The sequence below is a fragment of the Paenibacillus kribbensis genome (assembly GCF_002240415.1).
Classification (GTDB): Bacteria; Bacillota; Bacilli; order Paenibacillales; family Paenibacillaceae; genus Paenibacillus; species Paenibacillus kribbensis.
This window is the reverse complement of the sequence record NZ_CP020028.1, coordinates 3916415-3942385: the sequence shown is the minus strand read 5'-3', so window position 1 is coordinate 3942385 and position 25971 is coordinate 3916415. Positions and strand designations below refer to the sequence as shown.

Sequence of the window (25971 nt, the reverse complement as noted above, 5' to 3'; positions counted from 1 at the left end):
TACTCCTGCTACAATAGAGTGAAAAGAAGATAATAAAGGAGTTCGATCATGCATGCGTTCTACCGTTCTGATAATTGATGATGATGAGAAAATTGTGTCCATGCTGCGCAGAGGTTTGGCTTTCGAGGGCTATGAAGTGCTGACTGCTGCCAACGGAGCAGAAGGATTGAATAAAATGCTGACAGCTGAGCCTGATGTTGTCGTGCTGGATGTCATGATGCCGCAGGTGGATGGTTTTGAGGTATGCCGTCGCATGCGTGAGGGCGGAAGCACGGTGCCCGTCCTGATGCTTACAGCCAAGGACGAGGTGGAGAACCGGGTTAAGGGCTTGGATTTGGGGGCCGACGATTATCTCGTCAAGCCGTTTGCACTGGAAGAACTGCTGGCACGTGTGCGGGCGCTTTTGCGGCGTAAAACCGAACAGCAGGACAATAACGGAAACCGGCTTACCTTCGAGGACCTGCAACTGGATAACGAATCACGTGAAGTGTTTCGTGGCGGCAATCGTTTGGAGCTGACAGCAAAAGAATTTGAGCTGCTCCATCTATTTATGCAAAATCCGAAGCGTGTGCTGTCACGCGATTTGATTATGGACAAAATTTGGGGCTATGACTATAGCGGGGAATCGAATGTGCTGGAGGTGTATATTGCCATGCTGCGCCAAAAAACGGAACAGGATGGCGGCAAACGACTCATTCGCACCATACGGGGAGCCGGTTATATTTTAAGAGGTGATGTGTAATATGTCTATTCGGTGGCGGCTGACAGCTTGGTATTCGAGCATCTTGGCGATAGTGCTTGTCATTTTTGGTCTGGCTATTTACGGACTGGTTTATTATTACACATACAATGAAGTGAAAAGTCAGCTTATGACTCAGGCGCCACGGATTAATAAGCAGCTGCTGCTTACTATCAAAGGGGGATTGTTTGAAGTCCCCAATCTGGATTTGGGCTTAGTGCAGGGACGTGGAATTGATGACTCTCAGCTATATGTACAAATTTATAATTACACATCCGGGGTAACCAAAACGACTCAAAATATGAAAGACCTTAATATTACCTTCCCGGTACCATCTACAGCGGTAGGAGCAGTCCAAAATGAGGGGATTCGGCGTGTGAGTGTGGAAGGGGATTCCTTTATGATTTATCAGCAGCCGATCAAATCTGATGAATTGGGGTTGGTAGTTGGCTTTCTCCAGATAGGGCAATTTACGGGCTCACAGGATCGGCTCATGAACAGGCTGCAAAATGTGCTTGTATACGGCTCGTTATTTGCTCTACTCGCTGCCGCAACCTCAGGTCTCTTTTTGGCTCGCAAGTCCATGAAGCCGCTGGTCAAGGTGATTGAGGGGGCAAATCAGATTCAATCCAGTAATGATTTGAGTGTCCGTATCGAATATGACGGGCCGGCAGATGAAATTGGGCAGCTGATCGGGACGGTTAACAATATGCTGGAACGTACAGAGGCATTTTATAAGGAGCTGGAGGATGCATACGGTGCACAGCGCCGTTTTGTGGCCGATGCTTCCCATGAGCTGCGTACACCGCTTACGACGATTCGTGGCAATGTTGACTTTTTGGTCAAAATGTGGACCACTGAACCGGGAGAGCGACCGAATATGGATGAAGCGATGATTCGCGAGCTGTCTATCGAGGCGCTGAATGACATGGCTGATGAAGGCCAGCGGATGAGTCGTTTGGTGGGCGATATGCTGTCACTTGCGAGAGCGGATACGGGGAAAACATTCGATAAGACTCCAGTCGCGCTGGAACCGCTTGTAAACGAGGTTGCCCGTCGTGCTCAATTTCTGGAGCGAACAGCCGAATGGAATGTGGGTGACTTTTCGCTGCTGAATGGCATTTATATGGAAGGCAGCAAGGATTATTTGCAGCAGATGCTATTTATTTTTATTGATAATGCGTTCAAGTATACTCCTGAAGGCATCGTCCGATTTGATGCCATTGTTTATCAGGGGCAGGTGGGTCTGCGGATCAGTGACACAGGCATCGGGATGGACAAGAGTCAGGTTCCCTTTATTTTTGATCGCTTTTATCGGGCGGACGAGTCACGCGGCGTGACGGAGGGAATCGGTCTGGGACTGTCTATTGCCAAATGGATCATCGATGAGCATCACGGGTCAGTGGAAGTGGTTACACGTCAAGGAGAAGGGACGACATTCATCATCTGGCTTCCGGTCAGCTTTTCCGCGCCTTTGGAATAGGCTATAATAGGAAGGCAACGACATCATAGAATTGGCCGGTAGAGGCTTGGATGCCCACAGCTGTCCCGTTATTGGAGCGGCATACCGTGTCGAAGAAAGCGGGTGCTATTTTTGGAAGTACTCAGGATTTCACCCCGGGGTTACTGTTACGGCGTAGTCGATGCCATGGTATTGGCTCGTCAGGCTGCTAGAAATCTGGACTTACCTCGGCCTATTTATATACTAGGCATGATTGTGCATAACAGCCATGTCACCAATTCCTTTGAAGATGAAGGGATTATTACACTGGACGGCCCGAACCGTATGGAGATCTTAAGCCAGGTGGAGAAGGGAACCGTTATTTTTACCGCCCACGGCGTATCCCCTGAGGTCCGCAAGCTGGCAAGAGACAAGGGATTGACTACGGTTGACGCTACCTGTCCGGATGTGACGAAGACCCATGATCTGATTCGGGAGAAGTCGTCAGAAGGATACCAGATTATTTATATCGGCAAAAAGGGGCACCCTGAACCGGAGGGAGCTATCGGAATTGCACCGGATCATGTCCATCTGATTGAAAAGGAAGAGGAAATCGACACGCTTGCACTGTCTGAGGGCAAAATCCTCATTACAAATCAGACGACCATGAGTCAATGGGACATCAAGCACATTATGAAGAAGCTGCTGGAGAAATTCCCGGGTGCCGAGATACACAATGAAATCTGTCTGGCAACCCAAGTGCGTCAGGAGGCGGTAGCCGAGCAGGCTGGACAGGCGGACCTGGTGATCGTTGTCGGTGATCCGCGCAGCAATAACTCCAACAGACTTGCCCAAGTGTCTGAGGAGATTGCCGGCACTACAGCTTATCGAATTGCCGATGTAACAGAGCTGAAAAGGGAGTGGCTCGAGGGCGTTGCGAAGGTAGCGGTCACATCCGGAGCTTCCACTCCGACGCTGATTACGAAAGAAGTTATTACGTATCTGGAGCAGTATGATCCAGATATCCCGGCAACGTGGGAGATTCAGCGGACCGTTGATATGAAAAAACTGCTGCCTCCTGTACGGGAAAAGTCAAAAACAACGAAATAACTTAGGATTGACCTTAGTCGCTATTCGAGGAGAAACACCCGGATAGCGGCTTTTTTATTGTTATCATAAAGATAATCTCGAGTAATAATTAAGTCTTGACGAGTAAAGACAAAACAGGTATATTTACTTTAACGAATAAAAGCTTAAAAGCGAACAAGCGTTTAAGTGTCATAATGTCAAAGTAATCCATAAAATATGTTTTATAGAGGGGAAGAAAAATATGATCGTTATCGCTGGTGTTCAAACACCTGAAGAACATATCCATGCCATTGTTGAAGTTATTGAGAAGGAAGGCTTGCAGGCCCATGTTTCACGCGGATCGGATCGCACGATTATCGGATTGATCGGCAGCGTAGAGCCCAAGCTGGCTGAACACCTGCGTCAAATGAAGGGTGTAGAAAATGTAGTCAAAATATCGAAGTCCTACAAATTGGCTAGCCGTGATTTTCATCCCGAAAATACGGTTATATCCATTAATGGCGTAAATATCGGCGGGGGCGAGCTTGTGATTATGGGTGGGCCGTGTGCCGTGGAGTCTGCTACGCAGATTGACGAGATTGCCGCGTTGGTTAAAGCTGCGGGTGCACAAGTCCTTCGTGGAGGTGCTTTTAAGCCGCGTACGGGGCCTTACAGCTTCCAGGGAACTGGGGTAGAAGGCTTGATCATGATGGCCGAAGCGGGCAAAAAACACGATCTTCTGACTATCACAGAGGTCATGACACCGGAATACGTGGACATCTGTGCGGAATATGCGGATATTCTGCAAGTGGGTACACGCAATATGCAGAACTTCGATCTGCTGCGCAAGCTGGGAACCTGTGGCAAGCCAGTGTTGCTTAAACGCGGTTTCAGCTCGACTTATGACGAGTTTCTGAATGCTGCCGAGTACATTTTGGCAGGCGGAAATCCGAATGTTATGCTGTGTGAGCGCGGTATTCGCACATTCGAAACCTACACCAGAAATACGCTTGATTTGTCTGCGATCCCTGTTTTGCAACAGTTGAGCCATTTGCCGGTTATTGCTGATCCAAGCCATGGCACGGGACGGCGTGAGCTGGTTGTTCCTATGACGAAGGCTTCAGTAGCTGCCGGTGCTGACGGACTGATTATTGAGATGCATACAGACCCTGACAACTCGATGACGGGCGACGGCGTACAATCCCTGTTCCCTGATCAATTTGCAGATTTGCTGAAAGATTTGGAATTGCTTGCTCCTGCAGTAGGGAAAACATTCCATGCACCTAGTACCATTTCCTAATTCGAATAGTTAACATCATTGCATAAAAGTTTTGCCGCATTGCAGTAACAAGATTAAAATCACTTAAAAGCCCGATGTTTCGGGCTTTTTGTGCTTTTCAAATGTTATCAAGGGCGTGAGAATATCTAACATTAGTTTAAAAAATACCTTACATAGCTATTGACCCGTGTCATGTTTGAGATTTATAATGACGACAGCAAAAACATTCGATCATGAACATTTCAGGGTTGTATAAGACTTAATGTTCGGAAAAATTGGGAGGAAGAAGACATGTCCGTTGAAAACGTATTGAAAACAATTCAGGAAAATAATATTGAGTGGGTAGATTTTCGTTTTGTAGATTTGTCTGGTCGTGCTCACCATATTTCATTGCCAGCTTCCGAAGTAGATGCAGAAACATTTGTTAACGGTGTTGCTTTCGACGGTTCTTCCATTCCTGGCTATCGTGGCATCGAGGAATCCGACATGGTTATGCTGCCCGATCCAGAAGCGGTTTTTATCGACCCTTTCACTCAGCATCCTACACTGAATATTCTGTGTGACATTGCTACGCCAGATGGCGAAAAATACGACCGCGATCCTCGAGGTATTGCCAAAAAGGCAGAGGAATTTTTGCAATCGGCAGGAGTGGGCACAGCAGCATTTTTTGCACCTGAGTCCGAGTTTTTCATCTTTGATGATGTTCGCTACGAAAGCGGCATGAACAGTTCTTCCTTCTTCGTAGACTCCGAGGAAGCAGCTTGGAACACAAACCGTAAGGAAGAAGGCGGCAACCTGGGCTTTAAAGTGGGAGTGAAGGGCGGATATGTACCTGTAGCGCCAGTAGACACCCAACAAGACATTCGTAGTGAAATGTGCCGTCTGCTTGAAGAAGCAGGTCTGAGAATTGAGCGCCATCACCATGAGGTAGCTACAGCAGGCCAAGCGGAAATTAACTTCCGTTTTGATACACTGAAGAAAACAGCAGATAACCTGCTCGTTTATAAATACATTGTACACAACACAGCTCGTCAATATGGTAAAGTGGCAACATTCATGCCGAAACCACTCTTCGGAGACAACGGAAGCGGTATGCACGTTCACCAATCCATTTTCGATGGGGACACTCCTTTGTTCTACGAAAAAGGTGCTTATGCTAACCTGAGCGAAATGGCTCTTCATTACATTGGCGGTATTCTGTACCATGCACCTGCGCTGATCGCTTTGACAAACCCAAGCACCAACTCGTTCAAGCGTCTTGTTCCAGGCTACGAAGCGCCGGTTAACCTGGTATTCTCCAAAGGTAACCGTTCTGCGGCTGTACGTATTCCAGTAGCTGCTGTTACGCCAAAAGGCTGTCGGATCGAGTTCCGTACACCGGACTCCACAGCTAACCCTTATCTGGCTTTCTCGGCTATGCTGATGGCTGGATTGGATGGCATCAAGCGCAAACTGAACCCAATCGAATTGGGCTATGGTCCGCTTGACACGAATATCTATGAGCTGTCTGACGCTGAGAAAGGTAAAATCCGCAGCGTACCAGCTTCATTGGATGAGGCTCTTGACGCTCTGGAAGCTGACTACGAATTCTTGACTGAAGGCGGCGTATTCACAAAGGAATTTATCGACAACTATGTAGAGTTCAAACGTTCTGAAGCTAAATCGGTGAACATCCGTGTTCATCCGCACGAATACAGCCTGTATTTCGACTGCTAATAAATCGGCAGCGTAGCTGCCTTGAAGAACAAACATTAGCCTACGGATCAAAGTTATTGTTCAAGATAGGTCTCCGGTCTCATAGCCGGGGACCTTTTAACATTAAAATGAATATCACAAAGTGGAGATGTCAAATATGATAACATTCACACCTTTGTCACATCATAAATGAATTCAAAAACATTTTTGTACAAGTCTTGAACGCATTTATGAATACTGCTATCATAGCGATAATATCCACACCAGAGTAGAGAAGGGATGGGAAATTGTTGAGTAAGAGAGCCTATAATTTTAATGCAGGACCAGCGGCATTGCCGCTAAAGGTACTGGAACGTGTACAAGCTGAATTCGTGGATTTTCAGGGGACAGGAATGTCCATCATGGAAATGTCTCATCGCGGAGCCGTGTATGAATCTGTTCATAATGAGGCACAGGAACGTTTGTTATCTCTGCTGGGCAATCCTAAGGGTTATAAGGTGTTGTTCCTGCAAGGGGGCGCCAGTACGCAATTTGCAATGCTGCCTTTGAATTTCCTGAGCGAAGGACAGGTCGGAAGCTATGTAATGACAGGTAGCTGGTCCGACAAGGCATACAAAGAGGCCAAGCTGCTGGGTAAGGCTCATATTGCCGCATCCTCTGCTGATGAGAAGTACATGCGTCTTCCAAATGTGGAATCTTTGGACTTGCCTGAGCATACTGCTTATGTACATATGACGTCCAATGAGACGATTGAAGGTACACAGTTCAAGCAATTTCCAGATACGGGTTCCGTACCGTTGATTGTCGACATGTCCAGTGATATTTTTTGCAAGCCGTTTGATGTTACTCAATTTGGATTGATCTACGCAGGCGCGCAAAAAAATCTGGGACCTTCCGGTGTAACGGTCGTCGTTGCCCGTGAAGAGCTGTTGGCCTCCTCGCCGTCCAACATACCTACGATGCTGCGTTACAGCACGTATGAAAAAAATAACTCTCTCTACAATACACCGCCATCCTTCGCCATCTATATGGTGAATGAAGTGCTGAAATGGATTCAGGAGGAAGGTGGCCTGGAAGGCATTGAGCGTGTAAACCAACAGAAGGCTGCATTGCTCTACGACCGTATTGACAGCAGCGAAGGCTTCTATCGTGGCTGTGTAGACAGCAGAGATCGCTCCATTATGAATGTAACCTTCCGTCTCGCTAATGAGGATCTGGAAAAGCAATTTATTAAGGAATCCGAGCAGGCCGGGTTTATCGGATTGAAGGGACATCGCAGCGTAGGAGGGCTTCGCGCTTCGATCTACAATGCTGTTCCATTGGAGAACTGTCAAGCATTGGCGGAGTTTATGGATAGCTTCAAGCAACGTAACCGTTGATTTTACGGATATATATTTCGATACACGCGATTTGAAATCGAAAAAGTAAAAGTAAAGCCTTCCCTGAACGTGTATAGGGGAAGGCTTTTAGCAGTGTGGGGGATAGATGATAAAAAGATGAAGGGAACGAAACATAATGCCATTACATATTGTGCTAGTTGAGCCGGAAATCCCGGCTAACACAGGGAATATTGCCAGAACGTGTGCTGCAACCGGGACGCATCTGCATCTGGTGAAGCCACTGGGCTTCCGTACCGACGATGCCACGTTAAAACGGGCCGGGCTTGATTATTGGTATGCTGTCCACATTGAATACCACGAGTCTTTTGCTGAGGTACAGGAGAAGTATCAGGAAGGCCGTTTTTTTTATGCGACGACAAAAGCAAACCAGCGCTATAGCGATATTTCATTCCGGGATGGAGACTTTCTCGTATTTGGTAAAGAAACGAAGGGGTTGCCTCCTGAGCTGCTAGCAGCGAATCCGGAAACATGCATTAAGATGCCTATGTCAGATAAAGTAAGATCTCTAAACTTGTCGAATTCCGCTGCGATTATCGTTTATGAAGCGTTGAGACAAATGGATTTTCCAGGTTTATCGTGAATAAAGTCACGTAAACTGTGAATAAAGAACCAGGACCTTAGTTGCTAATGAAAGTTGCGCAATATTTGCCTAGATGAACCTGACTGCGGGGCTTGAATAAAGGTGATATTGTCGAAATTTGCAAAATTCTCTTATTAGAGCTAATGATAATTGACTTACCGGTCGATAAGAATATTATAGACATTCTGTCCCATACTTTGATAGGGTTCATGATTTTATGAAAAAATGTAATAAAATTTCCTGTGATCAGCAGGATTCGACAAAAAGACAGCGAATACTACATAAAGAATAGTGTCTTTGTACCTAGTTTTTCGCAGGGAAAGCAAACTGTAAGTTATTACTGAATAGGAGAGGTGTACGATCACGATGAAACCCGCTGGTGTAGTGCGTAAAGTTGATCAATTGGGGAGAATAGTCTTGCCTAAGTCACTGCGCAAAAGATATCAAATGAATGAGGGAGATCCTGTCGAAATTTTGGTTCAGGGTGACCATATTATTTTGGAACGTTATCGTCCGAAATGTGTATTTTGCGGTTCAATAGATCAAGTAAACGATTTTAAAGACCGTTATATTTGTGCTCAATGTCTGACAGAAATGACACAGTACTCCTCCTAATGAGGCAAAAGCATCACGACATTCGTTCGTGATGCTTTTTTTTAATTGAGCCATACTTCGACAAGCATATTTTATTATTTATAGAATAAAAAATGAGTAGGGACCGGACGAAGTTGACCATCTGACGGCTTGTTAACGATTCGACCGTTCAATATGAGCGACGAGGAGCCGCCTCCGTCCAAATTATAAGCATCCTGAACACCCAGATTGTACATCTTCCCTTGTAGTTCTTCGAGCGTTGCACCTGAACCCCCGCTTTCATTGTAGCCGTCTACGACGATAATGAGCAGTTGGTCGTCTTTATAGTTGCCGATGACCGTCCGTGGGGCCCGCAGGGGCGAGATTTTCCACTTCTCAGGGATAGGCATCTTCTGTCCCTTTTGGAGCAGAACGGGAACAAAGGTAGCCCCAAAGGCAGGTTTTAAGCTATCCAGCGCGCCTTGACTGTAAAATTTGCCCCCGATAAGCTTGCCATTGCTGCTCAGTCCGACGAATGACAAATCCTTGTAACTGGATTGAAAGCCGGTAAGGTAGTGGCCGTTCAAGACGGTAGTACTTAATGGATAGCGTTTGCCGTCTCCATCCGCAAAGCCGCCTGCATTGATGCCGGCGACAGCTCCGTGTCTCAAGACAGCACGCATAGTTGTTTCAGAGCCGCCCAATTTGTCGCTCCCCAGAGACATTTTCATAGCGGTAGGATCTTTCAGTTTAACCTTCATGGCATAGCCGTGATAAACCCCCGGGTTCACCTTGAATAATTCAATGGTAATCCGGTTGCTGTCTACATGCTCATAGGGAACCCCCAGCTTGGCGGTGATGCGTCGATCATAGATGATCGCGGGACGCTTGGACTGAGTAGAGGCTGTTTGGACAAGCTGATTCATCGTTTGGGTTGTTTGCTTATACAGCTCGGATGTCCGGCGAATCGTGGACAAAGTGTACGTTGCCGTTTGTTTGGCTTCATCAAGCTGCTTGCTTACGGATTGCGTTTGTACAATAGTTTCGGCTTTTTGCAGGCCCGGAGCAGTGGACCCGGGAAAGCTCAAAGGGGGATGCACTAACAAAATACACCCCAATAAACCGATAAAAGGAGCAAGGGCTAACATAAAGAACCGATTCACTTGTTTTGCATCTATGTTCATTTTAGCAAGTCCATTTTTTTCTGAAGTATATTAAGCTGCTGCTTGACTTCGTTTAATTGGGTATAAAGCTTGTTGCTGTTATCGGTTTTGTTATTGGCATTGTCCTTCGTAAAGGTCAGCAATTCATTGAAGGACTGCACTTTGCCCTGCAAGTCGCTAACTTCCTTGGAAAGTGTGGTTAGCTGCTTTTCATAGTCGGATTTAAGTACTTGAATCTGTTGGTCTGTATGGGCTTGCATCTCGTTTAGCATTTGCTGCTTCAAGTGATTGCTATACAGATAGGTTGCGAGAGCACCTAGAATAATAAGTATAAACCAAAATAGCAGAAATGCCTTTACGGGCAACCCCTTTCTTGAATGGCTCCGCCGAGCTTCGGCAAGAGGGCGTTCAGGTGATGCTTGCATGTGATTTTCAACTCCCGTGTAAAGTCAAATTTCCAGTCTTTATTTTGCAGTTCCAATTCTATCATGGGCCTATTTATTTCGCAAAAGCGAAATAGGAGTATAAAAAATATTTGGAAAAAGAGATTGCATCGGAAGGAAGTCCTAGGATACAATTTCCTTAAACCGTTCTCGCTTCCTATACGTTCACATTCGCGCAATTCCTACATATGCAATCTCTAATTTTAGATCCATTTTAGCGAACTATGTATTTTCTTGTAAACAGAGGAGGTTAAGACATGAGAAAAGTATGGCAGGTGGTCATTATAGATATCCATCCTACAAGTATGCTGGGAACAAAGCTTATTTTGGAAGATCAGCAAGATTTACTTGTTAGAGGGATGTCCTCCTCCGGAACGGAAGGCCTGGAACTGGCTTGTTCCATCCAGCCGGAAATTATTTTAATGGATTACAGGTTGCCCGAGGGAACTGCTGAACCGTTTTTGACCCAAATGCGGGCCTTGTCTCCGGACAGCCATATTGTTATTATGACGGATGAGGATAATATTACGTTGTTTCAGCAATTGATTTCGCTGGGGGCGAATGGAATGCTGTCCAAACAGGCGTCACCAAACCAGCTGATTCATCTGATCAACGGTTTACGCGAAGGATTTGCTTCTTTACCGATGGACTGGATTCGCTGTGGGAACTGGCCGTTTTTGCCGTTAGTGGCTTCTGAGCCTTTTGATGAATTGACACAAACCGAAGTTTTCATTATGGAACGTATTGTACAAGGCATTACATATGATAAAATTGCCATCGAGATCGAAGTGAGCCGGCGCTCCATTGATAATTATCTGCGTAAAATTTATGCAAAATTAGGCGTGTCCAGCCGGGCGCAGGCCATTGAGCGTTATGCCTTATATGCACGTCAGATGAAGCAGCTATATGCCTGACGCGTCAGCCCGGAGGCAGTGACCTATTTTCAGGAGAAGGAGGATGTTCATGCAATATTCCTTTGCTTCACGAACGGCTGCAATGTTGGCTTCTCCAGTGCGTCATATCCGGGAAAATGCGAGAAGACACTCCTTTATATCTCTGGCTGAAGAATTGCCTGCACAAGAACTGTTTCCGGTGAAGCTGCTGGAAGAAGCAGCCCATGATGTGTTTGGTTCCGGCCCTGACGCCCTCCAGTATGGTGAACCGGAGGGCTATTTTCCTTTGCGGGCATGGCTTGCGGGAGAGTGGGAGCAGCGAAAAGGAGTCAGGCTGCCCCCGGGGCAAATTCTTCTCACAACAGGCAGTCAGCAGGCCATTGACCTGATCGTAAGGCTGATGGTGGATGAGCGTGATCCGGTGTTGGTCGAAAATCCGACCTCCCCCGGATGTTTGCAGGTGCTATCTATGCAGGGGGCGCAGGTTGTGCCTGTTGAATCAGATGAGGAAGGTGTAATCCCTGATAAGCTTGAAGCTTTAATGATTCGCTATCGTCCCAAGCTTTTTTTTGCCACGCCGACGTTTGCGAACCCGACCGGTTCCTTATGGAGCGCAGCAAGACGGCAGGAAATTTTAGATTTATGCAGGCACCATCAGGTGCTGGTTGTAGAGGACGATTCTTACGGTGAATTGCATTTTAAGCAAAAAAACGAGTCCCCTGACAAGAGTCCGCATGGACAGAGTCGGAAATTTGCAGAGGCGTATCCTTCGCTGTTTGCACTGGATCATGCGGGTCAGGGCGGTCAAGTGCTATATATTGGTTCATTTAATAAAACGATCGCTCCCGGACTGCGTACCGGCTGGGCGGCTGGTCCCGCCCCGCTGATTGAAGGAATGTATGCCTTGAAGCAACTGGCCGATATGCAGTCCAGTACGATGAACCAGCGGTTGCTGTTCCAACTGTTGACCCGTTCGCGTTTCCAATGGCACGAGCACTTGGCGATGCTGAACAAAGAATATTCAACACGGCTTCAGCTCATTTTGGAGCTGCTTAAGCGTCCGTTTTGGAAGGACGTGACGTATCACATTCCATCAGGCGGCATGTATGTATGGGTGCGGCTGCCCGATGGGCTGGACAGTGCATTGCTATTAAAAGCGGCATTGCCCAAAGGCGTAGCCTTTATGCCAGGGGCGCTGTGTGCGGTTGGCAGTGAGGGTGCGTCCCATATTCGCCTTAATTTTAGCCATCCGGGCCGCGAGCAGCTGCTTATGGGCATGAATCTGATCGGTGAGACGATCAGTGAGTTTACCGCCCGAAGCTAGCAGGCATCCCGACACTCCACCGTCTAATGTCAGCCATCCTCCGTATCCGCAGCAGCGGTGGAGGAGTAAGGCGCTGGCGTTTCTGCGATTCGATGTTGCGCGTCGCCTTCGCCAGGCTCTACGGCCTTTGCTGCGGCCGTTTCAGTCCCTTGCTCTTGCAGCACCGCCGCATACTCGCTTAGAGCCGCTTCGCCGAACGGGGTCAGCTTATAGCGGCCACGGGCTACGCGCTCAAACCAGCCGTAGTAGTTGTGCTGCAGGACGGCAGCCGCTCCGCTGACGGCAGCCGTACGGGCGAGCTGCACAGGGGAGGCCTCCCCCAGGCTCTGCAAGGCTGCGGCTACACGCAGCGCTTTTTCCCGGTAGGCCGTGACCAGCTTGCGCCGGGTGCTGCCGCCAGTATTGTGGTCACCGCTGCGTGCGTGAAATTCCCGCAGCAGCCTCTCCTTGCGCGAGCCGGGGCGGACCGCTGTCGTTTTGCGCTCATGGCCGTTGGGGCCTGCAGGCTTGCACAGTATCTCTACGAGCGGTGGCTTGGTCTTAAAAAGGGTGACGGTAAGCAGACCGAGTCCCAGTTGACGGCACAATCCAACCAACTCGCTCCAGCGCTGATTGACAGCCCCTTTTTTTGCACGATTTCGTTCTACGGCCACATATACATTGCTGGTTAGTTTCAAACGTTGCATGCCTTGCAGCACAAGCGACAGATTAAACGTCTTTTTGATCTCCACAATCAGTGGCTCCTGCTGTTCTGGCTTGATACCCACCAAATCGCAGTTGCGCACCTCTCCTTTGATTTCATATCCCAAGCTCTCAAAAAAGGCTTTGATCGGAGCGTATAGCTCCGTCTCATGCCGAACCGCCATTGCTTCTTCCGCTCCTTTATCCCATTATCCCGAGTTTATATTGTACCATAATGCGTCAGGTCCGCGTCGTTGTTGTTATTTTAGCACAACATACCCCTTCGTTTTTTTGAAAAAGCAGGGAGACCTGTCACAAAAAACAGGTCACTTCTGAAATCAATCTGCATAGGTATGTATTACACTTTTTTTAGGGGATACCATCATATCCTGAAAGGCGTGACGAGTGTAGCCATCACCATCAGGAGTTGAAGATAGCCATTACGCAGCTATGGGAGGAACCGAGCATGAATATTTTTGAACGCATTGCGGAGTACCGGGCGGAAAGCAACCGTCTGGCCTGGAACGGCACTTTTAGAGAGTATATCGAGATACTCAAGAAAGACCCGGCGCCGGCGATGACCGCTCATGCACGGGTTTACAAGATGATTGAATCTTTTGGTGTAGAAGAGGTTGGGGGACATAAGCGATATAAATTTTTTGAGCAGGAGATTTTTGGGCTGGATCGTGCGCTGGAAAAGCTGGTGGAGGAATACTTCCATTCCTCAGCCAGACGGCTTGATGTACGCAAGCGTATCCTTCTTTTAATGGGTCCCGTCAGCGGGGGCAAATCGACGCTGGTCACTTTGCTAAAACGAGGTCTGGAGAAATTTTCAAGAACGGATCAGGGAGCTGTGTACGCTATACAAGGCTGCCCTATGCATGAAGATCCGCTTCATCTTATTCCTCATGAACTGCGTCCCGAGTTTGAGAAGGAACTGGGTGTGCGCATTGAAGGTAATCTCTGCCCATCCTGCCAGATGAGATTGCGTACGGAATTTGATGGCGATATCGAAAAGGTGCGCGTGGAGCGGGTATTTTTATCGGAAGAAAACCGGGTTGGCATAGGTACGTTCAGCCCTTCTGATCCGAAGTCCCAGGATATCGCTGATTTGACAGGCAGCATCGACTTTTCCACGATTACGGAGTATGGTTCGGAATCCGATCCGCGTGCATATCGTTTTGACGGAGAGCTGAACAAAGCGAATCGCGGGTTGATGGAGTTTCAGGAAATGCTGAAATGTGATGAGAAGTTTTTGTGGAATTTGTTGTCCCTGACCCAGGAGGGAAATTTCAAGGCCGGACGGTTTGCCCTCATCAGTGCAGATGAATTGATTGTGGCTCACACCAATGAGTCGGAGTATAAAAGCTTTATTGCGAATAAAAAGAACGAGGCATTGCAGTCGCGGATGATTGTAATGCCGATTCCTTATAACCTGAAAGTGTCGGAGGAAGAAAAGATTTATGCCAAGCTCATTGAGCAAAGTGACATGTGGCATATTCATATTGCTCCTCATGCGCTGCGAACGGCTGCCATTTTCTCCGTGCTTACCCGCTTGAAAGAAACGAAGAAGCAAGGTATGGATTTGGTCAAAAAGATGCGCATGTACGACGGTGAAGAGGTTGAAGGCTACAAGGAAGCCGACCTGAAGGAAATGCAAAGTGAGTTTCTGGAGGAAGGCATGTCCGGGGTAGACCCACGGTACGTCATTAATCGTATTTCCAGTGCATTAATTAAGCAAAATGTGGAATCCATCAATGCACTGGATATTTTACGAGCGATCAAGGATGGTCTGGATCAGCATGCTTCCATTACGAAGGAAGAGCGCGAGCGCTATCTGAATTTTATTTCCGTGGCCCGCAAAGAGTATGACGAGTTGGCGAAAAAAGAAGTGCAGAAGGCCTTTGTGTACTCTTTCGAGGAATCAGCCAAGACGCTGTTCGACAACTATTTGGATAACATCGAAGCCTTCTGCAATTGGACTAAAATCCGCGATCCGCTCACGGATGAGGAGCTGGACCCGGATGAGCGGCTTATGCGCTCGATTGAGGAGCAGATCGGGGTGTCAGAAAATGCGAAAAAGGCATTCCGCGAAGAAATATTAATCCGGATTTCCTCGTATTCGCGCAAGGGCCGGAAGTTTGAATATCATCATCATGATCGGCTGCGTGAGGCTATCGAGAAGAAGCTATTTGCAGATCTGAAGGACATTGTGAAGATTACGACCTCGACCAAAACGCCTGATGCTAACCAGCTTAAACGGATGAATGAGGTCATCAAGCGGCTGATTGAGGAGCATGGTTATACAGCGGCCAGCGCTAACGATTTGTTGCGGTATGTAGGCAGTCTCTTAAACCGGTAATCATTTGAGGAAAGCAAGGACAGTATACAGCACGGTTCGGTCAATGTACATCTTATAGGGAATCCGGTAAGCACAGGAAGTTTCAGGTGCTGCCGGATTTTGTTGTATTAGAAGACATACATATAAAAAAACAGACCAGTCAACTTATCAAGACCTAAAATTAAAAAATGAAGAAAAATAAAGGGTTTCATATATTAGACATGTCTAATATATGAAACCCTTTTTCTGATTGAACTATCGTGTCCCGTTTAGCTGAACCCTTGGCGGGCTTGCCTTAGCTAAAATTGACTTGTACATTTTGCTACAAATATAGATACTCGTTATGAACTACAGACTGCTCTAAATTAATTTATCAATAAAAGAAATCAAACATATTTTTTCTAACTTCTTCTGAGTATAAAGGATACTCAACAGCCCTCCATTTTGAATAGGCTACCTCATTTGTAAATAAATTCACATTTATTGTATCAGTATCAAGTTCTACCAATACGGAATTATAATCTAAGTCGTAGTAATGTTTGTAACCAAGGTGTTCGATATTTGGAAAGTTATTCTTGAATTTTTCATTATACTCGGGTTTGAAGTAATTAATAAGAGCCGCTTCAGTTCATGATGGCCCTATCGGTGAGAAGCTTGCGGACAAGGATTACATCTTAGTAAATGACCGCGCTTACGGGAAGATCAAGCGTTTTGATCAATATGTCGCGGAGAAGCAGTATTTTGTAACCCGTATCAAAGAGAACGTAACGCTTGTGAACCCACATTCCTTAAAGAACAGGAAAGTGGAAACCTCGAACGTCATACGGGATATTACTTGTTATCTCGGAACACCCCAGTGCCAGTCGGAGCTTCGACATCGCGTCGTGACCTTTCAAGATAACAGCGGCAATGAAATTCGGGTCGCAACCAATCTTGTGCATCTATCAGCCGAAGAAATTGCTGATACCTACAAGGCACGCTGGGGTATTGAAGTTTTCTTCAGATGGATAAAACAGAACCTAAATGTACCTGTTTTGTTTCGCACAACAATGAATGCCGTGTTCAATCAGCTTTTTGCCGCGTTAATGACTTACGTTATCTTGAAATGGTTATATGATCACTCAAAATCATTTGTCATCCCTTGCAAGAGAATGCCCTTGATCCGTTTCGCGGAACAAATTCAGCACGATCAACTACAAATTGAATGGATCATCGCCACTACCAAAGTGTTGGAAAAACATGTCTATTTGTCAAATCTCAAAAAAACAGTTTCTGGTTAATCAACAGGCGTGGAGATGTATGACTTGTCCTATGCAACAAAATTCCCTTCAAACCAACTTGCTCTAAGTAATTTCGAGCGGCAAGATCTACTTCTTTTGCTTTTATTGCTTTCTAAAATCATCAGTCAAAATTCCTGAAAACCCCCAGTTTTCATCCTCAATTTCTTCGATGACAATATGAATATGTTCTGGTTTTTTGTCAAGAACCCGAACCAGAGTCTCTGTAAACTCTTTAACAACTTGGGCTTTCTGATCACGAGAAGCGCCCTTTGTTATTTGAAGATTAATATAAGGCATAGTTCTTCCCTCCATATATAGGTTACTGTTGATACTTAAAGATATAGTTGATCACGCCTGTCGATTAACCAAAATAAGGTATCCAAAAGTTGAAAAAAGGCCACTCTTTCGATAAAATCGATTCCACCACAGAACCCGATTTGAAAGAGGAGACCTCATGAAAAAGTCTACCACGTTTACAAACTTTGTTCAAATTCTTCTTAAAGAAGAAGATGTGATCAGCATACTGAAAGAGTTGAACTACAAAGATACAGCACGCAAATTTATAGCACATCAGTTACTTGTATTCTTTATGCACGCAGCTTTGGCACAACAATGAATGCCGTGTTCAAATCAGCTTTTTGCCGCGTTAATGACTTACGTTATCTTGAAATGGTTATATGATCACTCAAAATCATTTGTCATCCCTTGCAAGAATGCCCTTGATCCGTTTCGCGGAACAAATTCAGCACGATCAACTACAAATTGAATGGATCATCGCCACTACCAAAGTGTTGGAAAAACATGTCTATTTGTCAAATCTCAAAAAACCAGTTTCTGGTTAATCAACAGGCGTGGACTGACCTATATATAATATCTCACAATCAAGCTCATACTGAGTTTGTTCTAGAAAAAAAGGTAGCACTCTTATTCTTATTCCATAACCTACATCGTTTATAATTTCAATTGTTTTGGATGGCTTATCAAAATTAATATTTAGTTCTCTATGGTCAACTATTGATTTTAAGTTGAATTTAAAACTCCGTGTTTTTTCTTCCTCCTCAGTTCTTACACTGACGTCAATGTAAATATAATCTTTATCAACACTCAGAGAGTCCTTAACAAAGGTCAGCTTAGGTATCAGACTTACCATCTTTTCTATATCGGTTACAATGGAATATTTGCCGTTTAGTTTGACCAAACAATCCGCAGTTAAACCTAATACATCGGAAATGCGCAATCCCGTTTTAAAAGCAACCCATACTACGGGGATGTAGTTTTTGTTTAATTCATTGAGATAAGTGAATAATTGTTCTAATACATATTCTGGAATGTAGTCGATCTGTTCAATTGATTTTTTTCGAAGCTTGGGCATGTCCTCTGGAAAAAGGAGCTTGCGCACATGCGTCATGGGGGCAATGTCATATTCGTATCGCTGAATGTCCTCCAAAAACTTCCTGATCACAAGTAAACCTTCCAAAATGTAGTTTTCGGAATGTGCATTTTTTTGCATTAACTTTTTCGCGGTATATTCATGCAACCATTGGATATATCGCTCGATGTGTGAGCGTTTTAGTCCCTTTAAATCTCGCCATGTTGGTTCCAATGAAAAAATGAATGCAATGAATCTTGATAAATATAAAATATATCTTCGAGCACTACTCCAAGAAAAGCTTTTACTGAGTAAGCGATGCTTAATGTATTTTTTGATATGTTGGTCCATATTTACTTGTTTAATATTGGTAAAATCCAATAAATAATTTGTAGAACTTTTGTTGTAATAAATTCCGTATCTCTCATGCAAAATTCTTACATCCCAACGGTCCTTCTCCCATTCTTCCCGGTTATCTGTTAACTGGTAGAGGTTTGAATGGATGTATCGCAAAAAGTTCGCTAAATGATTGTTATGTGTATATTCTGCTCCATATTGTAGGACCTGCCTATAAAATTTTATCTTGTTTCCTTGATCATTTAACCAATGCAACCACTCATGCTCCGCTTTGTCGATTTCCAGGTCAAGCAGGGAATGAAGTGCAGGGTATTTTTCATTCAAAAATCGCGCAATTTTATTCAATTTTGCTGCTTGTCCGCCAAAAATACTGGTCAATGTCCATATATCATTGAACAGCTTGTGATACCATATATATTTCAATTCTAAATTGACCGTAGGGCTTGTGATCCGAAAATAGACATTTTGATTAGAATGTCTATAATTTTTCGCCATGTCTTCAAACTGCTTGATCTCGCCAATAAATCCGAAGCTCCAAGTATTACTAACCAAGAAATATGGGTCATTCACCTGCTATAACGAAACCGTTCCGTCAATGTGTATGGTTTTTTCCGGAAAACTTGATAGTGTTTTCTCTAACCGCTTATGAAAGTTTGTTTTGTCGTGGCATGATTGCTGAAAAACGTTCATCTCTAGTCTTCATTCCTTTTTTTGATCTGAAAAGCGAGCTGTGCTTTTTCCCAATCCTCACGGATGTCTTCTTCTGAAGGATGAAGGTACAAGTTCATCGTCGTCTGTATTTGAGCATGCCCAAGACGTTCTTGGACTTGCTTAATGTCTTTGGTCCGTTGATAGAACCATCGTTGCATGGGTATGGCGAAACAAGTGAGGGTGAAGCTTGCTAATTCCGGTCTTTACCCTTAATCGCTTAAACAGGGCTTCTACGGCGGTTAGCGTAAGGGGCTTACCTTTATTTTCGCCACGGAGAATCACAAAAACGAAATTGCTTCGGAAGTCTAGCTCGTCTAGGACTTCATACAAGTAGTCGTCAAACAATTCCATTAGCGCTTGGGAAACGTATATGCCACGCTCTCCTGTTTTGAGCATGGCTCCATTTTCTAATTCTCCCCGATCCTTCAGAACAATACGATGCCCTCTGTGATCAAATTTAATATCTTCCAGATAAAGCGATAGAACTTCGCCAATGCGCAGACCTGTTTCAAATAACAGCTGGATGAGAAAACGATCTCTGATATTTGTTGTTGCATCCAGTACTTTTCCCCGTTTGATCCATGTATTTAAGGTATTTCAAAACTGGAACCACAGGGAGTCCCTCCCCATCTATTAACATGTATCTCTTAGTGTTATCCTCAAAAAGAACTTCTTGCACCCTCATAGACTTCCACCATCCACAATGACATAAATGATAACGCTCGGTAAAACCTCGCTACGCCTCCCGCTGTGGGCTACGCCTTCCAGCTATTCTTATTGAACTATAACATTATTAATATATTAAACGCTATTTTTAATACCTGTATATGGATTCTAATATGTAAAAAAATAGAGGATATATGCTCGTATACTGAACATATTATCCTCTTATTATGATACTACAATTAATTTGCTTGGTCTGTTTCCTGCTGGTTCAATCAGGCAGCTTTATAGCAGCGCTCTAAGCTCACGTCGGTATTTGTTCAATTGCGCAAATGATGGAATAACACGCTTAGCAGAACGGATGCCGGCTATTCTGATGTTGCGGACCACGTGATAGGGAGAGATTAAAAGCGCGTGAAGCAAATGTAAATCACGGGGGCTTAACGGACGATATCGTTGATAGTAGTCGACTGCGCGCAGCATTTTTGTCCCGTTCCAAAGACAATTTCGATGAAGAAGATGGGACAAGTCTTTCATTCTTACATGCAGGGAGCAATTTTCAAAATCGATTAAATGAATCTTGAGCTGTCTGTCTTTAATCAGATTGGGATAATTGTAGTCGCCATGTATAAATGCGCCGGCTTTTTGCTCCGAGTCGATGGCTTCTCGAACCTTGGGCTGCTGTAAACGATGCGTCACTTCCTCACAGAGAGCCACGAGATGTGCTGTGCCTTTGTAGGGACTGAGGCGTTTTTTGTAGCCAGCAATTTCATCACCCAAGCCTTCGTAACGTATTCTGGCTGCCGGAGCTTCGGTGACAGGAAAGCCTACAGCGCTGGAGTGAAATTTGGCCAAGGTGCAAATACCCTTTTTGAAATCTATTTTTTTTGTAAATTTTGGTCTTTGTCCATCAACCCAATTGGTTAACGTATACGAAACGCCTTCATGGGTCATATAAGCGGTTTGCTGCACTGTCGGATACACCTTTTGGCTACGGGTGAACCCGCGCTCATCCAGGAAGGACAACACATGTGTAATAAAACGAATTTCATCTTCTGGAAAATTATAGGGTTTTAAACAATAGGTCATGCTGGCGGTCTCGATCTTGTGTATGTCCTTTTTTTGACGAGCACGTTGAATTTTGATTCCGTACATCTGCTCAACGTTTGATAAAATCGACATTTTGATCCTCACTTTCTTTTATACATGGACCATTCCTGCAAAATATGAATGATTTGTAAACGAAGGGGCCACGATTGATCCCAATTATCCAGGATCTCGCGGTCTCTTGAGCGAATGGGGTGTCGAGAGGCATGCCACGCTTCTCGAGGCAATTTATACAGGGCTGTAACTATTTTTCGTTCAGTTCGGCCTAGTGGCTTGCGTTTTTGGTATCCTTTCAGCAGGGATTGCACAAATTCAGGATTGAATTGGGTCGTATTCATAAGGGCCTTTGCCAGATCCGCATAGACTGAGCCGACCTTAACCCGATCCCAATCAATGATTTTGAGTTGCCCAGTATTTGAAATAATGACATTAGGAATCGTGATGTCACTGTGTATCAAAGAGGGGGAACGCTTTTCCTTATGAAGCAGCCTGGTAATGGAGGCGTCCTGTAAATCCCTCCATGCCCGCCTGGATAAACGTTTGCAGTCTTTGCCGAAAGCGTTGTACCAGTTGCGGTATTTTGTGTCATGACGGCTGATTTGTTTTATTCTGCTTTGAAAAAGACGGTCCTGGTTTTTCCATATCCGCAATTGCTGGGACGTAGGGGATCTTCCCCTTCCAATCCGATGCGAGCCGATGGGCGTGGCATGAAGCGTGGCAAGTGCCCTTCCAAGCTTTTCAAAATCTTCCGCAGTCCCCAATCCCCGCCCTTTGATCCACTGACTCACATAAAATGGCGTTCCTTGATATAAAGTCCATAGCTTTCCGGAATGTGTCGGAAGCCACGCGGGCATGTAGCGATACTTTCTCTTTTTCAAAAGCCTAATCATGCTTGCAGCCTGCTCCATCTGTTGAATTGTATTTGAGCGGACCATCTTGGTACGGCTAAAGGGCTTTAATGCATAAGTTCCCTTTTTGGCTCTTACTTGGATAACTGCATTTTTTCGGTATAGTGATGAAACTAAGCTTGATTTTAACGGAATCAGGCCAAAACGACGGGTGATATTGCGAATCTGTGCTTTGGTATAGGATTTCGTCATAAGTACCTCACTTGACTTGTGATTAAAGAAAAAGGCAATCCTCTGTTAGTTATCAGTCTATTCATAATGAGGTAATAGGTGTGTATCGAGCAGGTCAAAAAAAACGGGAAAGCGAAAGTTCGCTGGCCCGTTTGAGTTAACTTTAGCGGTTATTATCAAAATCCTTGTCCATATCCACGATTGCTCCAGATGTAGCATGGATTTCGAATTCAACGGTGCCTTCATCGGTAAGCACCTTTACATCGTAAATGAACCGCCCGTCTTCCTTATCCAATTTAGTAGACAGAAGAGTGCCAGGCACGTTCTTGAGCGCGATTTGCCCAGCCTGCTTCTCGGTTATGGTGACGTGGTTTGGTTTGTTGAAGGAGGACTTGTCATTTGAGTCATCGTTAAGTTCAGAATGGGAACGAATGGTTTTTCCAGTGTAAGCATCTACATCGATATCCCAATCTTTATTGCCCTGCTGAAGCTCCACTTCATAGTAGACCCTTTCAATTTCACGCTCCAGTTCAACATCTTTAACTTGCGCATCATTGCCCACTGCCTTCTTGGCAATATTGGCAGCCGTTGTCGCTCCAATAAGATCCGCAGGTTTGGCAGCCCAAACGGCATTCGCTGATACACCCGTAACCGTAACTCCAAGCAGCACCGTTGCTGCCATAATTCCTAATGCATAGTGTTTTTTCATTTATAATTCCTCCCTGTGTCTGTAAGCTTGAATACAGCTTATCTTTTGAACATGAGAGGAACATAATAAAATCATGAGAAAACAATGAGAAAATATGGGAGTGATGCTAATCAGCTTATTCGTCGTTGTGGTCCTGCTTTTCTTTTTCCCAAGTGACAGAGTCGATAGAGCCCGATACTGCATTAACCTGCACGACAGCTTCACGCCCATCCTTGATCTCAACCTCAACGAGATAATAGAGACCTTTTTCGTTACGGTGAAGCTCGATATCATCGGATGTTCCGTTAACTGCCTTGGCAGCAAGCTGGGCTGCTTCCTTCTCTGTGATCACGAGAGACACTGGGTCAGGTTTGCTGATTGGACCCGATATGTCCTTACTTGGTGGCGAAACAGGACTGTGATTCTGGGGCTCCTGTCGGGTATCCGTATAAGCTTGCGTCCGCGTAATGGATTCGATGATACCGTCATAGACGTTGACCTTTATATCGTATTTTCCTTTCTCTCGTTCCAACTTGATCAGATAGTAATGATCCAGGCGTCTGGATTCCAGCACCTCGCCGGGATACTGATGCAATACGGATTGGATGACCGTTTTTTCTTCCAAGGGCGAAGCTGCCAACGACCGTGCCCAAGGCCACTGTAAAAGGCAAAAGGTGATCAATATAGCCGCCACCGTACCTCCAATGATCCACACATACATGGCTTTCATCGTTATTCCCTCCTTAAGCTTATTATTTTGGAACGGAAGGGAGGATGATCGTTGCTGTTGTGCCACTTCCCTGTATACTTTCCAGTCCAATGTGTGCGTGAATAGCTTGAGCAATTCCTGTAGCCAGTGCCAGGCCTAGACCGGCGCCACCTTCCTCACGGTTTCTGGCTTCATCTACGCGATAGAAGCGGTCAAATACTTTAGATAGCTTATCCTCTGGAATTCCAATTCCCCGATCCGTGATTCTAATACAGGGCTGGGGCGTATCGCCTACGGCATCGATGGTTAGCCGCACTGGCTCGTCACTGTATTTGCGTGCATTATCCAAAAAGATAAATAGCAGTTGCTTTAGTTTATTTTCATCGGTATAGCCGATGCAGTCTGCCTGTATGTCCAGGTGGATTTGCCGGGCAAAGGCATTTTCAAATGTAGCTTTCAATTCGGTCGCCACTTTGGTCAGGCGTACAGGCTCCAATACGACATTCCATTGTTCCTCGTTTTTGGCCAAATGAAGAAGCTGCTCTATCATGTCCTTCATTCGTATTGCCTCGGAATGGATAGCTTCAACAGACTCGGCGAAGATGTTGGGATGCTGTAGACCCCGACGTTTTAGCAGACTGGCATAACTTTCAATAATGGTAAGAGGTGTTTTCAATTCATGGGATGCATTAGAGACAAATTGTTCTTGCCGGACAAAGTTGCGTTCCAGCAATTCAATCATGTCATTAAACGTTTCTCCCATCTCGACCAGCTCGTCGCGTGATGTAGCGTCAAGCGAAAGCCGTTTGAATTTTCCACTACGTTGAATCTCTTTCATCGTGCGAATCATAGAGGTAATGGGACGTGTAATCAGTCGCCCGAGCAGTCTGCCCGATATCATGACAGGAATGAGTGCAATTCCGGTGACAGCTACAAGTACAATTCTGAGTACCTGCAGTGTCTGCATCGTCGGTTGCAGACTTTCGGTCACCTGAAGATTGACAACCTCGCCATTGGTCCAAATCATGGGGACGGAAACAAGAATGTAGCGCTTGTTTTCATGGGTAATCATGCGAACTTGTCGTGTCTCATTATAAGCACTCTTCATCAAGCTGAGAGATTGCTCCGAAGAAGAGGTGATGGGGGGGAGAAAATCACCCTTCGGATTCATTAGCCGAAGCATGCCATCCAGCGGTACATAGGCTCGAAGAAGATCCTCTGCCGCTACCGATGCCGGAGCGCGCTGAATACCGCGAATGATATTCTCCGCTGTGGCTTCTACCTGATCCTTGCGACTGTTGATAGAAAGCTGGCTGAATAGAAAATAAACCGAAAAATGAATGGCGACAAGCAAGACTGCAAGTAGCAACGAGGTGTAGGTATGGATTTTGTTTTGCAGCTTCATACGGATTCCTTCAACACATAACCAATACCCCGTACAGTATGAATTAATTCGGGGAGCTGGCGAGTGGGGTCGATTTTATTGCGCACATACCGAATATACACATCTACCACGTTGGTGTCGCCAACATAGTCTATACCCCATACATTCTCCAATAATTGCTCACGGCTCAGCACCTGCCGCTGATGTCGCAGTAAATGAACGAGCAAGTCAAATTCTCGCGGCGTAAGGTCAACGCTGTGCTCCCCCCGAAGAACCTCACGGGTACCTTCATGGAGGCGTAAATCCCCTGCACCAAGCCATGTGTCTGCCATCCGCGGAGCTGTGTCCTTCGTTGCGGCTACTCTGAGCGCGGCTCGTACACGTGCAAGGAGCTCTTCAATCACAAACGGTTTGGTAATGTAGTCGTTGGCTCCCAAATCAAGCCCCTCCACCTTATCCGCAATGGAACTTTTAGCCGTTAGTAAAATGACAGGAATGTTGGCATCATTCTTACGAATCCGTTGCAGCAGCTGGGTGCCGCTGAGACCAGGAACCATAATATCCAGTAATACCAGATCCCATGTCCCTTTGTAATACGTCTCCAGTCCGTCAATTCCGTTTTTTTCTTTAACCACTCGATATCCTTCAAATTCAAGCTCGATCTCTAGAAGCCGGGCAATTTTCTCTTCGTCTTCCACGATCAGAATGGATTGATTCATGTTCATGTCCTCCTGTAGGCGAATAGCCGATACGGAAGTATTTTAGCATATCAGGGCAGCTAAGACACTTTAAAGCAAAAGGAGAGGGAAAAGATATTTTCATACATCGTGTTATGTTTTATGACATTTAAAAGGAATAAAATGTAATGATAGCGTTCTATATTTGCTTTTTTATCTTTGGCGCACAATAAACAGGTCATTGTTTTGGTCAGGCGGAACATTGTTTATGGCAGGAAAGTTGCAGTAACATAAGTTAAACCTATTTATGAGGGATGAAAAACAATA

General features: G+C 45.4%; 24 protein-coding genes and 1 pseudogene. 13 read left to right on the top strand and 12 right to left on the bottom strand.

Features of this window, described 5'->3' with window-relative positions:
* The first annotated feature begins 52 nt into the window (after positions 1-52).
* From B4V02_RS17540 to B4V02_RS17505, 8 genes are all read left to right on the top strand, one after another.
* Complete coding sequence (locus tag B4V02_RS17540; RefSeq protein ID WP_007429580.1) at positions 53-742, top strand: response regulator transcription factor; 690 nt, start codon at positions 53-55, stop codon at positions 740-742.
* 1 nt (position 743) lies between these two features.
* Entirely contained in the window at positions 744-2222 is a 1479-nt protein-coding gene (locus tag B4V02_RS17535) for a sensor histidine kinase (protein WP_094155767.1), read from the top strand.
* 111 nt (positions 2223-2333) lie between these two features.
* Positions 2334-3290 carry a 4-hydroxy-3-methylbut-2-enyl diphosphate reductase gene (locus B4V02_RS17530; protein ID WP_094155766.1) on the top strand — a complete coding sequence of 319 codons (957 nt, stop codon included), beginning with the start codon at positions 2334-2336 and terminating at the stop codon, positions 3288-3290.
* A 220-nt stretch (positions 3291-3510) separates the two neighbouring features.
* A complete protein-coding gene (aroF, locus tag B4V02_RS17525; RefSeq protein ID WP_094155765.1) occupies positions 3511-4548 on the top strand; it encodes a 3-deoxy-7-phosphoheptulonate synthase in 1038 nt (345 codons plus the stop codon).
* A 270-nt stretch (positions 4549-4818) separates the two neighbouring features.
* Positions 4819-6243 (top strand): type I glutamate--ammonia ligase, encoded by a 1425-nt coding sequence (glnA, locus tag B4V02_RS17520; RefSeq protein ID WP_007429584.1) that lies wholly within the window; start codon positions 4819-4821, stop codon positions 6241-6243.
* A gap of 266 nt (positions 6244-6509) precedes the next feature.
* Positions 6510-7601, top strand: coding sequence for a 3-phosphoserine/phosphohydroxythreonine transaminase (gene serC / locus B4V02_RS17515; protein ID WP_007429585.1), 1092 nt, complete (start codon positions 6510-6512; stop codon positions 7599-7601).
* Positions 7602-7737: 136 nt separating this feature from the next.
* Positions 7738-8202 (top strand): tRNA (uridine(34)/cytosine(34)/5-carboxymethylaminomethyluridine(34)-2'-O)-methyltransferase TrmL, encoded by a 465-nt coding sequence (gene trmL / locus B4V02_RS17510; RefSeq protein WP_007429586.1) that lies wholly within the window; start codon positions 7738-7740, stop codon positions 8200-8202.
* A gap of 366 nt (positions 8203-8568) precedes the next feature.
* The gene (locus B4V02_RS17505; RefSeq protein WP_007429587.1) at positions 8569-8817 is read left to right on the top strand and encodes an AbrB/MazE/SpoVT family DNA-binding domain-containing protein; all 249 of its coding nucleotides are present in this window, start codon (positions 8569-8571) and stop codon (positions 8815-8817) included.
* A 74-nt stretch (positions 8818-8891) separates the two neighbouring features.
* Here the strand turns inward: B4V02_RS17505 and B4V02_RS17500 are convergent, their stop codons facing one another.
* Together B4V02_RS17500 and B4V02_RS17495 are read right to left on the bottom strand one after the other, a co-directional pair.
* Positions 8892-9959 (bottom strand): phosphodiester glycosidase family protein, encoded by a 1068-nt coding sequence (locus B4V02_RS17500; RefSeq protein ID WP_094155764.1) that lies wholly within the window; start codon positions 9957-9959, stop codon positions 8892-8894.
* On the bottom strand, positions 9956-10363 hold the full coding sequence (locus B4V02_RS17495) for a hypothetical protein (RefSeq protein ID WP_094155763.1): 408 nt from the start codon (positions 10361-10363) through the stop codon (positions 9956-9958). Before B4V02_RS17495 ends, B4V02_RS17500 begins: the two co-directional genes overlap by 4 nt.
* A gap of 275 nt (positions 10364-10638) precedes the next feature.
* Between B4V02_RS17495 and B4V02_RS17490 the strand changes: the two genes are divergently transcribed.
* Positions 10639-11295, top strand: a complete 657-nt coding sequence (locus B4V02_RS17490; protein ID WP_007429590.1) for a response regulator transcription factor — start codon at positions 10639-10641, stop codon at positions 11293-11295.
* Positions 11296-11344: 49 nt separating this feature from the next.
* Positions 11345-12598, top strand: coding sequence for an aminotransferase-like domain-containing protein (locus tag B4V02_RS17485; RefSeq protein ID WP_094155762.1), 1254 nt, complete (start codon positions 11345-11347; stop codon positions 12596-12598).
* A 29-nt stretch (positions 12599-12627) separates the two neighbouring features.
* On the opposite strand, the gene B4V02_RS17480 is transcribed toward B4V02_RS17485, so the two are convergent.
* Entirely contained in the window at positions 12628-13464 is an 837-nt protein-coding gene (locus B4V02_RS17480) for a DUF2161 family putative PD-(D/E)XK-type phosphodiesterase (protein ID WP_094155761.1), read from the bottom strand.
* A gap of 281 nt (positions 13465-13745) precedes the next feature.
* On the opposite strand from B4V02_RS17480, the gene B4V02_RS17475 reads away from it, so the two are divergent.
* Together B4V02_RS17475 and B4V02_RS17470 are read left to right on the top strand one after the other, a co-directional pair.
* Complete coding sequence (locus B4V02_RS17475; RefSeq protein WP_094155760.1) at positions 13746-15641, top strand: PrkA family serine protein kinase; 1896 nt, start codon at positions 13746-13748, stop codon at positions 15639-15641.
* Positions 15642-16231: 590 nt separating this feature from the next.
* The gene (locus B4V02_RS17470) at positions 16232-16900 is read left to right on the top strand and encodes an IS4 family transposase (protein ID WP_094155759.1); all 669 of its coding nucleotides are present in this window, start codon (positions 16232-16234) and stop codon (positions 16898-16900) included.
* Positions 16901-17002: 102 nt separating this feature from the next.
* On the opposite strand, the gene B4V02_RS17465 is transcribed toward B4V02_RS17470, so the two are convergent.
* The gene (locus tag B4V02_RS17465) at positions 17003-17197 is read right to left on the bottom strand and encodes a tautomerase family protein (protein ID WP_007430441.1); all 195 of its coding nucleotides are present in this window, start codon (positions 17195-17197) and stop codon (positions 17003-17005) included.
* A 157-nt stretch (positions 17198-17354) separates the two neighbouring features.
* On the opposite strand from B4V02_RS17465, the gene B4V02_RS25935 reads away from it, so the two are divergent.
* Positions 17355-17516 (top strand): hypothetical protein, encoded by a 162-nt coding sequence (locus B4V02_RS25935; protein ID WP_157739752.1) that lies wholly within the window; start codon positions 17355-17357, stop codon positions 17514-17516.
* 222 nt (positions 17517-17738) lie between these two features.
* Here B4V02_RS25935 and B4V02_RS17460 read toward each other — a convergent pair whose 3' ends face one another.
* The 8 genes and pseudogenes from B4V02_RS17460 to B4V02_RS17425 all read right to left on the bottom strand — a co-directional run bounded on the left by B4V02_RS17460 (position 17739) and on the right by B4V02_RS17425 (position 25686).
* Positions 17739-19121, bottom strand: a complete 1383-nt coding sequence (locus B4V02_RS17460; RefSeq protein WP_167383765.1) for a hypothetical protein — start codon at positions 19119-19121, stop codon at positions 17739-17741.
* A gap of 197 nt (positions 19122-19318) precedes the next feature.
* Positions 19319-19904 (bottom strand): annotated as a pseudogene (locus tag B4V02_RS17455) (tyrosine-type recombinase/integrase); the annotation flags it as partial.
* Positions 19905-20285: 381 nt separating this feature from the next.
* Entirely contained in the window at positions 20286-21182 is an 897-nt protein-coding gene (locus B4V02_RS17450) for a phosphotransferase (RefSeq protein ID WP_094155757.1), read from the bottom strand.
* A gap of 8 nt (positions 21183-21190) precedes the next feature.
* Positions 21191-22207 (bottom strand): aminoglycoside phosphotransferase family protein, encoded by a 1017-nt coding sequence (locus tag B4V02_RS17445; RefSeq protein WP_094155756.1) that lies wholly within the window; start codon positions 22205-22207, stop codon positions 21191-21193.
* A gap of 142 nt (positions 22208-22349) precedes the next feature.
* On the bottom strand, positions 22350-22895 hold the full coding sequence (locus B4V02_RS17440; protein ID WP_094155755.1) for a PepSY domain-containing protein: 546 nt from the start codon (positions 22893-22895) through the stop codon (positions 22350-22352).
* A 115-nt stretch (positions 22896-23010) separates the two neighbouring features.
* A complete protein-coding gene (locus B4V02_RS17435) occupies positions 23011-23604 on the bottom strand; it encodes a PepSY domain-containing protein (RefSeq protein ID WP_094155754.1) in 594 nt (197 codons plus the stop codon).
* A gap of 22 nt (positions 23605-23626) precedes the next feature.
* Entirely contained in the window at positions 23627-24988 is a 1362-nt protein-coding gene (locus tag B4V02_RS17430; protein ID WP_094155753.1) for a sensor histidine kinase, read from the bottom strand.
* Positions 24985-25686, bottom strand: a complete 702-nt coding sequence (locus B4V02_RS17425; protein ID WP_094155752.1) for a response regulator transcription factor — start codon at positions 25684-25686, stop codon at positions 24985-24987. The genes B4V02_RS17430 and B4V02_RS17425 overlap by 4 nt, the downstream gene beginning before the upstream one ends.
* Between the last annotated feature and the right edge of the window lie 285 nt (positions 25687-25971).